This is a genomic window from Tepidiphilus baoligensis, assembly GCF_012911495.1.
Lineage (GTDB): Bacteria > Pseudomonadota > Gammaproteobacteria > Burkholderiales > Rhodocyclaceae > Tepidiphilus > Tepidiphilus olei.
Map to the genome: position 1 here is coordinate 54946 of NZ_JAAAUB010000008.1, position 14477 is coordinate 69422.

The following is a 14477-nucleotide window of genomic DNA, read 5'->3' on the forward strand; positions in this document are numbered from 1 at the left end:
GGGCGCCGCTGCGCTGGCGTGGCGTCCGGCATCTTCAGCGTCCGGCGGCGTGGTCGCGCAAAACCAGCGTCTTGATGAGGGCGAGCTTGCCGTGGAAGAAGTGGTCCGCCCCGGGGATGACGACGACGGGCCGCGTCTGCGGGCGGGCCCAGTCGAAGACGCGGGCAAGCGGGGCGATGTCGTCGTGCTCGCCGTGGATCAGCAGTGCGGGCAGCGTCTCGGGAAGTAGGGGGGTGTCGTACTGCTTGCCGCTGCCCAGCGCGAGGCCATGGGGCAGACCCACGAGGGTGAGGTGGCGCGGCGGTTCGGGCAGCCGGCCGACGACACGGGTCTGCACGTAGGCGCCGAAAGAGAAGCCGGCGAGCGCGAGTTCGCCCTCGCCCCAGCGCTCGCGTGCCCAGGCGATGAGGGCCACCATGTCTTCCGTTTCGCCTTCGCCGTGGTCGTGCCGGCCCTCACTGCGCCCGACGCCGCGGAAGTTCGGCCGCAGCGCGGCGTAGCCGAGTTCGGCGTAGGCGCGTGCGAGCGTGTAGGTCACCTTGTTGGTGTTGGCTCCGCCGAAGAGCGGGTGGGGATGGCACACGAGCGCCACGCCGCGCGGCGCGGCGGGCAAGTCGGCGAGTACTTCGATCGTGCCGGCCGGGCCGGGGACGAGCAGGGTGTCGACGCGGATCCGTTCCATGGTCAATCGGGCAGTCGCAAGCGCTCGACGGGGCGGCCACCGACGAGATGCTCGTCGATGATCTCGTCGATGTCCGCTTCGTCGAGGTAGGTGTACCACACGCCTTCGGGGTAGACGACCAACACCGGCCCTTCGTCGCAGCGCCCGAGGCAGCCGGCCTTGTTGATGCGGATGCCGCCCTTGCCCTTCAAACCCAGCGCCTCGATGCGGGCCTTGGCGTGCGCGAGCAGGGCGCTCGCACCATGGTCTTCGCAGCAGGCTTCGCCCGCCGGGCGCTGGTTGCAGCAGAAGAAGACGTGGTGGCGAAAGTAAGCCATCGTCAGAATTTCACTTCGAGCACGACGTGATGCAGGCTGAGCCCGTCGTTGTCGCTGGCGATGCCGGCATTGGAGTAGTGGGAGAAGCGATAGCCGATCGACCAGGTCTGGTCGATCGAGACGCCGACGCCGATCTGCTCGGTGAACTGGAAGGCGCTGCCCAGATCCTTGTTGCCAAGGTGGGTATCGGTAAAGCCGGCAGCGCCCAGGCCGAGATCGAGGTAAGGACGAACGGCGCCGACGCCGCGTTCGAGGCGGAAGCGCACGAGGCCGCCAAGCTCGCCCGAGGAGTCGTTGCCCGGGTGTCTTCCGTTATATTCGAGGTAGGAGGCTTCGATTTCGGGCGAGAGCGAGGCGTGCCAGCCGCCCCAGACATCACCCCAGAAGGGTTTGAAGCGCCAGGAGAGGCCATAGCGGTCGATGTCGCCGTCTTGGCCGTAGAAAGCGGTCATCGCATTCTTGTCCTGCGCAAGCACGGGCAGGCTCAGACAGGCGGCGATCAGTGCCGGGACGAGACGTTTCATCGGGTGCTCCCCATGTGGTCGTTATGGTACGAATCATACGCCGAAACGCTCCGGGCCGTATCCACGGGCGAGTTCGCGGGCGTCGGGTTCGGCGAGCAGCAAGGCGACGAAGTCGGAGAGAGTTCAGTATAGTCCGTCCGCGTCAGGGAAACGCTGAATGATTGGCTGCGCGGGCGAATCGCTGCGTTGCGCGGTGCTCGCTCCCTCGCCTATCCACTCGATATGTCTCGGTCGCTGCGCTACCTTCCGCCTTGCGTTTCATCCCGCTCGCTCATTTCTTCAGCGTCCCCTAGAGGGCGAGGCTGCGTCCGCCGTCGACGGCAAGGATCTGGCCGGTGACGTAAGGGGCGTCTTCCAGAAGGAAGCGCACGGCGCGGGCGATGTCGCCGGGTTCGCCGAGGCGCTGCAGCGGGATCTGGGCGAGGATGCGCTCGCGCTCGGCGGGCGGGTATTGATCGTCTTCCGGCCAGAGGATGGCACCGGGCGCGACGCCGTTGACTCGCACCGCCGGGGCGAGCTCGATGGCGAGCGCCCGGGTGAGCCCGGCGAGCGCCGCCTTGGCGGCGGTATAGACGGGATAGCGGGGCAGCGGCCGTTCGGCGTGGATGTCGACGACATTGACCACGGCGCCGCGCCGGCGCGCGAGTTCGGGCGCGGCCGCCTGGGTGAGGAAGAAGGGGGCGCGGGCGTTGGCGCCGAGCAGATCTTCCCACTGCTCGGGGGTGACCTCGGGAATCGGGGTGGGATAGAAGGTCGAGGCGTTGTTGACCAAGGCGTCGAGCCGGCCGAAACGATCGAGTACGGCGGCGACGAGCGCGGGGGCATTCGCCGGGGCGGCGAGCTCGGCGGCAAAGCAGGCGGCGCTGCCGGGGCGTTCGGCGGTAAGCTCCGTGGCGAGCCGCTCGGCGGCCGAGGCCGAGGTGCGATAATGCAGCGCGACGTTCCAGCCGTGCGTGTGCAGATGGCGGGCGATGGCCGCGCCGATGCGCCGGGCGGCGCCGGTGACGAGAACGACGGGGCGGTGCTCGGAGGGCGAGGGGGTCATGGCTTCGTCCGTCGGGCAAAGATCGGATTATGGTAGCGTAAAATGGGGGGCTTTCAGTGTTCGAACGGGAGCGAACGACGAGGGGGGTGCCGACGCCCGAACCGGAGGTGGTGGCGGCGAGCGAGACCTTGCGCGCGCGCATCGTGGCGCGCATCGAGGAGGCCGGCGGCTGGGTGCCGTTCGCCGACTACATGCGCTGGGCGCTCTACGAGCCGGATCTGGGCTACTACAGCGGTGGGGCGACGAAATTCGGCCCGGCGGGGGATTTCATCACCGCGCCGGAGATCACGCCGCTCTTCGGGGCGACGCTGGCCGATGCGATCGCGCCGGTGTTGCGGCAGACGGGAGGCATCGTGCTCGAAGCCGGGGCAGGCACCGGTTTGCTCGCGGCCGACGTGCTGCGCCGGCTCGCCGAGCTCGGGGCGCTGCCCGAGCGCTACGCCATCCTGGAAGTGTCGGGGTCGCTGCGCGCTCGCCAGCAGGAGACGATCGCGGCGCAGGCAGGAGCGCTTGCCGAGCGCGTGGTCTGGCTCGAGGCCGTGCCCGATTCCTTCCGCGGAGTGCTGCTCGCCAACGAAGTGCTCGACGTGCTGCCGGTGCATCTGGTGGGAACGGCCGAAGGGGAGGCGTTCGAGCGCGGCGTGACGGTGCGCGACGGTGCGCTCGCCTGGGAGGATCGCCCGCCGACGCCAGCTGCGCTCGCCGGGCTGGAGGGGATCGAGTTGCCCCATTTGGAAGGGCGGGAGTACCTGACGGAAGTCCACCCGGTGGCACGTGCCTGGGTGGGGACGCTCGCCCGTGCGCTGCAGGCGGGGATGTTGCTGCTGATCGACTACGGCTATCCGCGGGAGACGTATTACGTGCCGTGGCGCGGGCGCGGCACGCTGCAGTGCTATTTTCGCCACCGAGTGGTGGAGGATCCGCTGTGGCTGCCGGGGGCGATGGACATCACCAGTTTCGTCGATTTCACTTCCGTAGCCGAGGCGGCCGAGGCCGAGGGGCTGGAGACGCTGGCCTTCATGAACCAGGCGGGATTCTTGCTGGCCAACGGCATCCTGCAGCGGCTGGAGGAACGCGCCGAGCCGGGGAGCCTGGCGTATCTGAAGGCCGCGCGCGCCTTGCAGCGGCTCATCATGCCGCACGAGATGGGGGAGCTCTTCAAGGTGATCGCGCTGGGGCGGGGGATCGAGCCGCCTCCTTGGGGGTGAGCGGCGTTCAGGCGGCTTGCGCTGCCGGCTGCAGCACCTGCGCGATGGCGCGTGCGGCGCGCTCCCAGCCCGGCTCCAGCATGAGGGTGTGACCGAAATCGGGCAGGATCCGGGCGGTGGTGCCGTAGAAACGCGCCGTGTTCTCCACCTGGTCGGGTGGGATGATCTTGTCGTGTTCGGCGCCGAAGACGTATACCGGGGCGGGATGCTGTTTGGCGCGATCGACGCGGGCAAATCCCATCATGTCCCAGATGGCGCGCAATGATTCCGGGCCGCTCGCGGCCAGATAACGGGCGAGGTCGGGTTCTGGCGGCAAATGGTGGAAGAGCGCTTTGACCAGGCTGCGGTGCGGCTTGCGCTTGCCGGCCGTGAAGAGGTTCATTTCGAGCAGGGCCATGGGCGTGTGCAGCAGCATGTGCAGCAGCGATCCACTGAGTCCGGTAGGCGGCACCGAACACAGCAACACGAGCGCGGGAAACGGGTGACGCTCGAGGGCTTTCTGGGCGACGAAACCGCCCATGGAGTGGCCGACGAGGATGGGCTCGGCGGGCAGGCGTTCCTGGGCGCGCAGCACGTCGTCGACGTAGTCATCGATGGAGAGCGTGTCGCGCGGGCGATCGGTGCGTGAGCCGCCGTGGCCGCGCAGCGACAGCGCCCAGGCGTCGTAGCCTTGGGCGGCGAACCAGGGCAGGAAGTGCTGCTGCCAGCACCAGGCGCCGACGTAGGCGCCGTGCAGGAAGAGGAGGGGCGGGGCATTCACTGGGTGGCTGGGGGCTTCATGCAGCAGTTCGAGGTGCTCGGTCATGGAATGGGCTCGGTAAGGGTTGGGGGTGTTGGGGTTGTGGCGTAGCCAAAGGATAACGGCAGCTTATTTTATGATACTACGGCCTCAGGCACCCTCCAGCGGGGAGGAGGATGGGGTACCGGCGGTGGTGGCGGCAGTGGATGGCGACGAAACTTCATCGCCATCCCCACCGCGCGCGGCGCGCGCCTTGACGGCGGCGACGCGCGCCTCGTGCAGCCTTGCCGGGATCTGGCTGCGTTCGGTGCAGGTGCGGGCGATCGCGCCGGCATCGACGCTTCTGGCCGCCTCCAGGGTATCGCGCCAGAGCCGCTCGACCGGTTCGTAGTCCATATCGAGTCCGGGGCGGCCGAGGGCATCGCAGGCACAGGCTTCGAGCAGGTGGAGGAATCGCTCGGGACGGCGCAGGGCGTCGCAGCGCTCGAGCACGCGCACGCGGGTGGCGGGGCGAAGGCGCGGACCGCGGTGGATCAGTCCGTGCTCGCGTGCGGTGAGCACGGCCAGTTCCCGGCACTCGACGGGCGTGCGCAGCCGGGCGCAGATCGAGGGAACGAGGGCCGCGCCGCGCGCTTCGTGTCCGTAATGGTGCGGCCAGAGTTCCGGCGGCGTGCGCCCTTTTCCGACGTCGTGCAGCAGCACGGCGAAGCGGGCGGGCAGCGAGAGCGTGCGCTCCGCGGCCACGCGCAAGGCGGCGAGCACGTGGATGCCCGTGTCGATCTCGGGGTGGTAGTTTGGCGGTTGCGGCACGCCGAAGAGGGCATCGACTTCGGGCAGCAGGCGTGCGAGCGCTCCGCATTCCCGCAGCACCTCGATCATGCGGTCGGGGCGCGCCTCCATGAGGCCGCGGGCGAGTTCCTGCCAGACCCGTTCGGGTACGAGGTGATCGACTTCGCCTTCCTCCACCATGCGCCGCATCAGCGCGAGCGTCTCGGGGGCCAGGGTGAAGTCGGGGAAGCGGGCGCTGAATCGCGCCACGCGCAGGATGCGCACCGGGTCTTCGGCAAACGCCGGGCTGACGTGGCGCAGCACCTTGCGGCGCAGATCCTCGAGTCCGCCGTAGGGGTCGATGAGGCGCCCCGTTTCGTCGCGGGCCATGGCGTTGATGGTGAGGTCGCGGCGCGCGAGGTCTTCTTCGAGGGTGACTTCGGGGCTGGTGTGGAAGGCGAAGCCGTGGTAGCCGTGCCCCGTCTTGCGCTCGGTGCGCGCGAGCGCGTATTCCTCTTTCGTCTCGGGGTGCAGGAAGACGGGGAAATCCTTGCCCACGGGCAGGAAGCCGCGGGCGAGCATCTCCTCGGGGGTGGCGCCGACCACGACCCAGTCGCGGTCGCTCACGGGCCGGCCGAGGAGTTCGTCGCGTACGGCTCCGCCGACGCAGTAGATTTTCATCCGTGTTGCATTCGCATGCGCCAGCGGACGTAGCGGCTGCGGAAGGTGTCGTTGGCGAGGTAAGCCGGCCCGATGGCCTCCATCGGCGTGGGTTCGAGCCCGAAGGGCAGCGGCTCGCCGTGGGCCACGCTGTCGATCGAGAGGGAATCGAGCATGTCGCGCGTGAGCGGCGGGTTGGGCAGGAGGTGTTCGAGCAGCCACGCCTGCGCTCTGGCGAGCCGCGGCGGGAGTGCCACCACGCGGCGCGGATGGCCGCTCGTACGGGCGGCGTAGGCGACGATCTCGGCGAGCGTATAGACCGTGGGGCCGGCGAGCTCGTAGGTTTGACCCGCGGCCTTGGCGGTGGCCGCCGCGCGCAGGATGACCTCGACGACGTCGCCCACATAGACCGGCTGCAGCTTGGCCTGCGCTGCGCCGATCGGCAGGATGGGGAAGAGCCGGGCGAGTGCGGCGAAGCGGTTGAGGAAGGAGTCGCCGGGGCCGAAGATGGCGGAAGGGCGCAAGATGGTCCAGTCGAGCCCGTCGCCGGCGGCGCGGAGACGCGCTTCTCCGTCCGCCTTGGAGCGCAGGTATTGCGAGGGGGCGTCGGGCGCGGCGCCCAGGGCGCTCAGGTGGATGAGGCGGCGTACGTCCTGCGCATGGCAGGCTTCGGCGAGTTTTTGCGGCAGTTCGGCGTGGGCGCGGGCAAACTCGGGGCCGTAGGGACGTCCGGGGCGCGAGTGCAGGGTGCCGACGAGGTTGACCACCAGGCGTTTGCCGGCGCACAGGCGTTCGAGCGTCTTCGGGTCGTGCACGTCGGCTTCGACGATTTCGACCGTGGGCAGCAGCTTGAGGTCACGCGCATTCTGTAGACGGCGCGTGGGCACGACGACGCGCCAGCCTTCGGTGACGAGCCGGTCGAGCAGGTGGCTGCCGACGAATCCGGTTCCGCCGAGGACGAGGGCGGTGCGTTCGGTCGCAGTGGTCATGGTCGTTTCTCCTGGTCGAGCATCATCCGTTGTCCAGCACCGGCGCGGGTGCGCCGGCGGCGTTGCTCAGTCCGGGCAAGGGAAGGAGGAAGTCGGTGATGTCCTTGCCTTTGCCCCCGTTCAGGATGGCCGAATAGACGACGGTGTTGGCGAGTACTTTCTTGATGTAGTCGCGCGTCTCGTCGATCGGCAGGTTTTCGATGTAGATCTCGGTCTCGAGCGCCTGTTGCGGCCGCAGGCGTCCCATGCGGCCGGGGCCGGCGTTGTAGGCGCCGGTGGCGAGCACGGGGTGGCCGTCGAGCTGTTCGGTGACCATGCGCATGTAGGTGACGCCCAGCATCACGTTGGTGTCGGGGTCGCGCAGGCGGGCGACGTCGAAGCGCGGGATGCCGAGCTTGCCGGCGAGCCACTTGCCGGTGGCGGGCATGATCTGCATGAGACCGAGCGCGCCGCTGCTCGAGCGGGCGTCGGCGCGAAAGCGGCTTTCCTGACGTATCAGGCCCCAGACCCAGGCGGGGTCGACGTTTTGCGCGGCAGCGTAGCGTTCGACGAGTTCGCGGTAGGCGAGCGGGTAGCGGGCGAGGAGGAACCCGTCGTCGTCCATGGATTCGGCCAGACGGATGGCCAGATCGAAGTGTCCGGCCTGGGTGAGCGCGACGCTGGCGGCACGTGCCTGGGGCACCGAAAGCTTGCGGCCCAGGGCCTCGACTTCGCGTGCGGCTTCGAAAAACCAGTTCCGCTCGGCCAGGGCCAGGATGCGCACCACGACGGGGTGGCGTTCGATCTCGCGCACTTCGCGCGGCGACGGAGGGGGAGATTGCGGTGGCAGGCGCCAGCGGTGACCGAGGGCATGGGCGGCGAGCATGGCGTAGTAGTCGTCGCCACGCTCGAGGGTGCGAAAGATGGCCTCGGCGAGTTCGCTTTTGCCCAGCTGCTGGAGGGCATAGCCTTGCCAGTAGCGCCATTCGTTACGCTCGCGCTCGCCCGGGGGGAGCGCTTCGATGCGCTGCCAGACTTTGGGCCAATCCTGCGCCGCGAGCGCCGCGCGCACGGCCCAGCGTGCCGGTTCGGTCCAGAGCGGTGAGAGGGTGATTTCGTCGGCCCAGGCGTTGGCCTGTGGCAGGCGCCGCTTGGCGGCGTAGAGCACGAGCGACCAGCGAACGACGTCGCGCGCTTCGGGGTCGAGCCGTTCGGCCATGGTGAGGAGCCATTCGTGCGCCGCTTCGGGGTCTTCTTTCTGCAGGGCGATGAGGGCGGCGGCGAGGGTCGTGGACGAGGCGTCGGGCAGGGCGAATGTCGCGAGCGGGTCGCGGGTGGCGTGTTCGAGGTCGAGCCATTCTCTCTCGCTCAGGCCGGCGAGTGCGCGCCATTCTTTGGCGGCGGACGGGCCGCTCTGGGCAAGCGATGCGTAGAGGCGCTGGCGTAGGATTCGTTGGTCGATCCGCCCCTGCTGGGCAGCCGTGGCGAAGAGAGGGACGCATTCGGTGCCGGGGCGGGGGCTGGAGACCAGCAGGCGCAGCACGTCGTTGGTGGGAATGCCGGATAGGGGTTGATCCTGGATCCAGGCGAGCGTGCCCCAACACTGGGCGTCGCGGTCGGGCTTGACGAGGGTGCGATAGTGCTGCAGCGCCTCGCTCCAGCGTTCCTGTCGCACGGCGGTGCGTAGCAGCTCGCGGCGCAGGCGCTCGCCCAGGGCGTCGTCGCCGTGACGCGCGAGGAACGCCTCGATTTCCTGTGGCTGTACCGTTTCACTGGGGCGGCCGAGGCGCTGGATGAGCGACCATAGGAGGACGTAGTCGCCCAGCGGGTGGGCGGTGACGTGCGGCAGCTGCTGCAGCACGGTGGCGAGATCGCCGCGCGCGTAGGCGGAACGAGCACGATCGATCGCGTCGGGGCCGCTCGGCGCGGCTGGTTTCGGGGCGGCATGGGCCTTGGCCTCGACGGCCTTCGGGGCGGGTTTCACCCGCTGCCCTTCGGCTGCGGCTACGGCGGGTGCGCCGGGCACGAGGGCGACGGCGAGCAGGGCGGTGCAGAGCAGGGAGGGCCGGAGGGACATGGCGGATCGGGCGGTTGGCGGAAAAAGGCCGTTTCGTTTATTGTAACTCATGGTGAATCGGAGATCGAAGGGTGGGGAATGAATCGGGTGGAAATGCGGCGATCGGCCTTGGCGCGGCGGGAGGCGATCGCGCCCGAAGTGCGCCGACGCTGGGACGATCTGATCTGGCGGGCGGTAGCCGGACTGCTCGAGTCTTTGCCTGAAGAGGGGGGCTGGGTCGGGGGGTTCTGGGCGGTGCGGACGGAACCGGACGTGCTCGCGTCGCTGTGGGGATGGGCGGAAGGGCGCGGTATCGGGGTGGCGCTGCCGGTGGCGCTACGCAAGGCGGCGCCGCTCGTTTTCCGGCCGTGGTCGCCCGGTTCGCCCATGACGCGCGACCTCTTCGGGCTGCCGGTTCCGGCGGGCGAGGAGCACGTGTGGCCGGTGGTGTTGCTGGTGCCGCTGGTGGCGTTCGACGCGGCGGGTTATCGCATCGGCTACGGGGGCGGGTTCTACGATCGTACCCTTGCAGCGTATCGCGCGGCAGGGCGCCCCGTGACGGCGATCGGGGTGGGGTATGAATGCACGCGCGTGCCCGACACCCACCCCGAGGCGCACGATGTGCCGATGGACTGGATCGTGACCGAGGCGGGGGTGTTTCAGCCGGCGGCGAGGAAGAGGGAATAGGCGGGGTTGTTCGTTTCTTCGACGTATTCGTAGCCGAGCTTGGTGAGGAACTGGGCGAATTCTTCGTCTTCTTCCGGTGGAACCTGCATGCCGACGAGGACGCGGCCGAAGTCGGCGCCGTGGTTGCGGTAGTGGAAGAGGCTGATGTTCCAGTCCGAGCGCAACTGGGCGAGGAAGTTGGCGAGCGCGCCGGGGCGTTCGGGGAAGATGAAGCGCAAGAGCCGTTCGTGGCGCACGTGCGGGGCGCGTCCGCCGACCATGTAGCGGATGTGGGATTTGGCCAGTTCGTCGTCGGTGAGGTCGATCGCCGGCAGACCCTCTGCCTGTAGTTGGGTGACGAGTTTCTCGACTTCGCTGCGGTCGTGGATGCCGACGCCGACGAAGATGTGCGCTTCCTCGGGATCCGAATAGCGGTAGTTGAACTCGGTGACGTTGCGCTTGCCCAGGAGCGTGATGAATCGGCGAAACGCGCCGGGGCGCTCGGGGATGGTGACGGCGAGCACGGCTTCGCGCCGTTCTCCGAGCTCGGCGCGCTCGGCGATGAAGCGCAGGCGGTCGAAGTTCATGTTGGCGCCGGAGGCGATGGCGACCAGCGTCTTGTCCTTGAGCTCCATTTTTTGGGCGTAGGACTTGAGGCCGGCGAGGGCTTGTGCTCCGGCCGGTTCGAGAATGGCGCGGGTGTCTTCGAAGACGTCTTTGATGGCGGCGCAGATCTCGTCGTTGCTCACCACGATCATGTCGTCGAGGTAGCGCTGGCACAGGCGGAAGGTTTCGTCGCCCACGCGCTTGACGGCGGTGCCGTCGGCGAAGAGGCCGACTTGGGCGAGTTCGACCGGCTCGCCCCGGGCGAGCGACTGGGTCATGGCGTCCGAGCCTTCGGCCTCGACGCCGATGATGCGGATCTCGGGGCGCAGGCGCTGAGATAGACGGCGATGCCGGCGATCAGCCCTCCGCCGCCCACGGCGCAGAAGACGGCGTCGATCGGTTTGGGGTGCTGGCGCAGGAGTTCCATGGCGATGGTGCCCTGGCCGGCGATGACGTCGGGATCGTCGAAGGGGTGGATGAAGACGAGCCCTTCCTCTTCTTCGAGGGTGCGGGCGTAGGCGTAGGCATCGGAGAAGGATTCGCCGTAGAGCACGACTTCGGCGCCGCGGCTGCGCACGGCTTCGACTTTGATGAGCGGGGTGGTGGTGGGCATGACGATGACGGCGCGCGCGCCCAGTTTCTGGGCGGAGAGTGCCACGCCCTGGGCGTGGTTGCCGGCCGAGGCGCAGATGACGCCGCGCGCGAGCGCCTCCGGCGGGAGCTTGGCGATCTTGTTGTAGGCGCCGCGCAGCTTGAAGCTGAAGACGGGTTGCAGATCCTCGCGCTTGATGAGCACTCGGTTGCCGAGGCGCCGCGAGAGGATGGGCGCGGGGTCGAGCGGCGTTTCGACGGCGACGTCGTAGACCTGGGCGGTGAGGATGCGTTCGAGGTAATCGCAGGAAGGTTCAGAGGTTTCCATGGGAGTCGGTTTCGGTTGGGCTCTGCTGGGCCAGCAGCGCATTGTGACGGTCGATGAATTCGCGGGTGGAGTCGATGCCGCGCAGCCGCAGGATGGTGACACGCACGGCGGCTTCGAGTAGCACGGCGAGATTGCGCCCGGCGGCCACCGGCAGCGTGGTCTTGGGAATGGGCACGCCGAGGATCTCTTCGGTGACCTGCTCCATCTCCAGGCGCGGCGGCGGCGGTTCGCCCGGTAGCACCCGGCGCAAGTGGACGATGAGGCGAAGCCGCATGCGCCGGCGCAGGGCGGTTTCGCCGAAAATGGTGCGGATGTCGAGCAACCCCAGCCCCCGCACTTCGAGGTAATTCTGCAGCAGCGGCGGACAGCGGCCTTCGAGCACGGTGGGGGTGAGGCGGGCGAATTCGACCATGTCGTCGGCCACCAGCCCGTGGCCGCGGGAGATGAGCTCGAGCGCGAGCTCGGATTTGCCGGTGCCGGGGTCGCCGGTGATGAAGACGCCGAGGCCGAGTACGTCCATGAGCACGCCGTGGCGCGTCTCGCGCTCGGCGAGCACGCGCGAGAGGTGGTGTCGCAGGCGGTCGATGACTTCGGCCGATGGGCGCTCGGTGGTGAAGAGTGCCACGTCGTGCGTGCGGCATAGGGCCACGAGGATGGGCGGGGGAGTGCAGCCGTCGGCGACGATGAGGGCGGGGGGTTTGGCGGTGAAGATTTCCTCGAGGTGGCGGGCGATGCGCTTTTGTCCGAGGCGTCGCGCCCAGGTCATCTCGGCGGCGCCGATGATCTGGACGCGCCCCGGGTGGATGAGGTTGAGGTGGCCGACGAGGTCGGCCGGCCATAGGCGCTCGTCGAGGACGGCGAGGGTGCGTTCGAGCGAGCCGGTGACGTGGGTGAGGTGCAGTTCGGGGTCGATCGCCTCGATGACGGCACGCAGCGAGGTCTCTCTCATCTCGCGGGTTCAGCCATCGGTGCCGGTCAGCAGACCAAGGGCGGATTCCGGATCGGAAACGGTCATGAGCGCCTGACGTACGTCCGGGTCGCTGAAACGTTCGGCGAGCTGGGAGAGGATTTGCAGGTGTTCTTCGGTGGCCTGCTCGGGCACGAGGAGGACGAACATGAACCGTACGGGACGACCGTCGCAGGCGTCGAACGGCACGGGGGTGGCGAGCCGCACGAAGGCGCCACGGGGGGCGGCGAGGCCTTTGAGTCGGCCGTGCGGGATGGCTACGCCCTCGCCGATGCCGGTCGAACCCAGCCGTTCGCGCTCGGCGAGCGCCGCCTGTACCTTGGCCGGGTCGAGCCCGTCGCGTGCGAAGAGCAGGGCGGCGGCTCCCAGGGCCTGCTGCTTGTCGGCGGCGGGGAGGTCGAGGGCGATGTGCTCGACGTCGAGAAGGCTGGCGATGAGGTTCATGGCCGAGTCGAGGGTGAGGGCACCAGGGTGGCGGCTGGGGCCACCCCAGGGACGGTCACTCGCCTTGAGCGGCCGGGGCGGCCGGCTGGTGGTGGTTGGTGACGATTTCTTTGTGCTTGCGCACTTGACGGTCGAGTTTGTCGATCATCGCGTCGATGGCGGCGTAGAGGTCGGCCGGATCGGTGGCTTCCGCGAAGAAATCTTTGCCCTTGACGTGTACGGTGACTTCGGCCTTGTGGGTGTTGCGCTCGACGCGCAGGATGATCTGCGCCGAGGTGGCGTGGTCGAAGTGCCGCAGCACCCGTTCGACTTTTTCCGTGACATAGTCGTGCAGCGCGGGGGTGACTTCGACGTGATGGCCGGTGATGGTGAAGTTCATCGCACACTCCTGTGGTGGTGATTACAAGGCTTTGCGCCGGTTCGCCGGCGGGATTTGCATCTGCTCGCGGTATTTTGCCACGGTTCGGCGGGCGATGGGGATACCTTCTGCCGCAAGTAGCTCGGCGAGGCGGGTGTCCGACAGCGGTTTTGTCCGGTTTTCACGTTCGATCAGGGCTCGCAGCCGGGCCTTGATGGCGGTGGCCGAGGCGATTTCACCGTCTTCACCGGCGATGCCGCCGCCGAAGAAGTGGCGGAATTCGAAGACGCCCCGTGGACACTGCAGGTATTTGCCCTGAGTGACGCGGGAGATGGTGGATTCGTGCAGTTCGAGCGCTTCGGCGAGCGTGCGCAGGGTGAGCGGCTTCATGGCGGCTTCGCCGTGCTCGAAGAAGTCTTGCTGGCGCTCGACGATTTCCTGGGCGACGCGCAGGATGGTGTGGTTGCGTTGTTCGAGTTGTCGGATTAGGATCTTTGCTGCGGCGAGATGCTCACGCAGGGCTTCGGTGCCGTCGCGCCGCTCGCCGAGGATCTGGGCGTAGCGCTGGTTGAGGGTGAGCCGGGGGGCGACGGCCGGGTTGAGCTCGGCTTGCCAGCGGCCGTCGCGCCGGCGCACGATGACGTCGGGGATGACGTAGGGGGGTGGTTCGCCGCCGATGCGGCTGCCCGGGTGGGGGTCGAGCGTAGCGATGAGGGCGAGCGCCTCGCGCAGCAGGGCGTCGTCGCAGGCGTAGCGGCGCTTGAGTATGGCATAGTCCTTACGGCCGAGGAGCTCGAGCGCTTCGCTCACCAGCCGCTCGGCCAGGCGCCGCGCCGGCGTGTCGGGGTGCTCGCGCAGCTGCAGCCGTAGGCATTCGCCGAGATCCCGCGCCCCGACCCCGGGGGGATCGAAACTTTGGATGAGCTTGAGGGCGATCTCGAGGTCTTCACGGCCGACTTCGAGTTCGGGCGGGATGCTGGCGAGCAGTTCGTCGAGGTCTTCGTGCAGGTAACCGTCGTCGTCGAGCGCTTCGATCATGAAGGCGACGAGGGCCCGGTCGCGTTCGGCGAGCGGCGTGAGCGCGGCCTGTTCGTGCAGGTAGTGGTGCAGATCGGTGGCGGCGGCGTGCCACTCGGTGAAGTCGGGCGCCTCGTCGTCGTCGCGCGCGGGGCGGGCGTCCTGCCACAGGAGCTCGTCGTCGAAGGATTCAGCGTCGTTGGCGCTCGTTTGTTCTTCGGGCGCGGGCTGGAGGGTGTCTTCGGTGTACTCGTGCGCTTCGCCAGGCGACTCCGCGCTGGGACGCTCGAGGAGTTGCGCCTGCCAGTCGTCGGATTCATCGCCTTCGTTGGTTGCGATGGGAAGCGTTTCTTCGGGGGATTCTTCGTCGGTCTCCGCCACTTCGAGGAGGGGGTTCGCCTGCAGGGCTTCTTCGAGGGTCTGCTGCAGTTCGACGGCCGACAGCGTCAGGAGCTTGAGCGCCTGCGCCATCTGCGGGGAGAGGGCGAGCGTGGTGCTGGCACGAAGGTGCAGGCGGGGCTCGAGGCTCATGG

14 protein-coding genes and 1 pseudogene are annotated in these 14477 nt (G+C 68.5%); 2 read left to right on the top strand and 13 right to left on the bottom strand.

What is annotated here, in order from left to right:
* Positions 1-34: 34 nt before the first annotated feature.
* From GV368_RS06750 to GV368_RS06765, 4 genes are all read right to left on the bottom strand, one after another.
* Complete coding sequence (locus GV368_RS06750; RefSeq protein ID WP_169115985.1) at positions 35-682, bottom strand: alpha/beta hydrolase; 648 nt, start codon at positions 680-682, stop codon at positions 35-37.
* Between the two features lie 2 nt (positions 683-684).
* Positions 685-999 carry a (2Fe-2S) ferredoxin domain-containing protein gene (locus tag GV368_RS06755; protein WP_169115986.1) on the bottom strand — a complete coding sequence of 105 codons (315 nt, stop codon included), beginning with the start codon at positions 997-999 and terminating at the stop codon, positions 685-687.
* Between the two features lie 2 nt (positions 1000-1001).
* Positions 1002-1523, bottom strand: coding sequence for an acyloxyacyl hydrolase (locus GV368_RS06760; RefSeq protein ID WP_169115987.1), 522 nt, complete (start codon positions 1521-1523; stop codon positions 1002-1004).
* A gap of 289 nt (positions 1524-1812) precedes the next feature.
* Positions 1813-2568 carry a pteridine reductase gene (locus GV368_RS06765; protein WP_169115988.1) on the bottom strand — a complete coding sequence of 252 codons (756 nt, stop codon included), beginning with the start codon at positions 2566-2568 and terminating at the stop codon, positions 1813-1815.
* Between the two features lie 86 nt (positions 2569-2654).
* Between GV368_RS06765 and GV368_RS06770 the strand changes: the two genes are divergently transcribed.
* On the top strand, positions 2655-3776 hold the full coding sequence (locus tag GV368_RS06770) for a class I SAM-dependent methyltransferase (RefSeq protein WP_169115989.1): 1122 nt from the start codon (positions 2655-2657) through the stop codon (positions 3774-3776).
* A gap of 7 nt (positions 3777-3783) precedes the next feature.
* Here GV368_RS06770 and GV368_RS06775 read toward each other — a convergent pair whose 3' ends face one another.
* The 4 genes from GV368_RS06775 to GV368_RS11650 all read right to left on the bottom strand — a co-directional run bounded on the left by GV368_RS06775 (position 3784) and on the right by GV368_RS11650 (position 8988).
* Positions 3784-4581 (bottom strand): alpha/beta hydrolase, encoded by a 798-nt coding sequence (locus GV368_RS06775; RefSeq protein ID WP_169115990.1) that lies wholly within the window; start codon positions 4579-4581, stop codon positions 3784-3786.
* An 84-nt stretch (positions 4582-4665) separates the two neighbouring features.
* A complete protein-coding gene (locus GV368_RS06780; protein WP_169115991.1) occupies positions 4666-5964 on the bottom strand; it encodes a multifunctional CCA addition/repair protein in 1299 nt (432 codons plus the stop codon).
* Positions 5961-6932 carry a complex I NDUFA9 subunit family protein gene (locus GV368_RS06785; protein WP_169115992.1) on the bottom strand — a complete coding sequence of 324 codons (972 nt, stop codon included), beginning with the start codon at positions 6930-6932 and terminating at the stop codon, positions 5961-5963. Before GV368_RS06785 ends, GV368_RS06780 begins: the two co-directional genes overlap by 4 nt.
* A 22-nt stretch (positions 6933-6954) precedes the next feature.
* Entirely contained in the window at positions 6955-8988 is a 2034-nt protein-coding gene (locus GV368_RS11650) for a lytic transglycosylase domain-containing protein (protein WP_169115993.1), read from the bottom strand.
* Positions 8989-9081: 93 nt separating this feature from the next.
* Between GV368_RS11650 and GV368_RS06795 the strand changes: the two genes are divergently transcribed.
* Positions 9082-9654, top strand: a complete 573-nt coding sequence (locus GV368_RS06795; RefSeq protein WP_235933714.1) for a 5-formyltetrahydrofolate cyclo-ligase — start codon at positions 9082-9084, stop codon at positions 9652-9654.
* Here the strand turns inward: GV368_RS06795 and ilvA are convergent.
* The 5 genes and pseudogenes from ilvA to GV368_RS06820 all read right to left on the bottom strand — a co-directional run bounded on the left by ilvA (position 9627) and on the right by GV368_RS06820 (position 14475).
* Positions 9627-11158 (bottom strand): annotated as a pseudogene (gene ilvA, locus GV368_RS06800) (threonine ammonia-lyase, biosynthetic). The gene GV368_RS06795 and the pseudogene ilvA overlap by 28 nt on opposite strands.
* Positions 11145-12107, bottom strand: a complete 963-nt coding sequence (hprK, locus tag GV368_RS06805) for an HPr(Ser) kinase/phosphatase (protein ID WP_169115995.1) — start codon at positions 12105-12107, stop codon at positions 11145-11147. The pseudogene ilvA and the gene hprK overlap by 14 nt, the downstream one beginning before the upstream one ends.
* Positions 12108-12116: 9 nt before the next feature.
* Positions 12117-12569 (bottom strand): PTS sugar transporter subunit IIA, encoded by a 453-nt coding sequence (locus GV368_RS06810; RefSeq protein WP_169115996.1) that lies wholly within the window; start codon positions 12567-12569, stop codon positions 12117-12119.
* Positions 12570-12624: 55 nt separating this feature from the next.
* Entirely contained in the window at positions 12625-12948 is a 324-nt protein-coding gene (gene hpf, locus GV368_RS06815; protein ID WP_142803826.1) for a ribosome hibernation-promoting factor, HPF/YfiA family, read from the bottom strand.
* 21 nt (positions 12949-12969) lie between these two features.
* Positions 12970-14475, bottom strand: coding sequence for an RNA polymerase factor sigma-54 (locus GV368_RS06820; RefSeq protein WP_169115997.1), 1506 nt, complete (start codon positions 14473-14475; stop codon positions 12970-12972).
* Between the last annotated feature and the right edge of the window lie 2 nt (positions 14476-14477).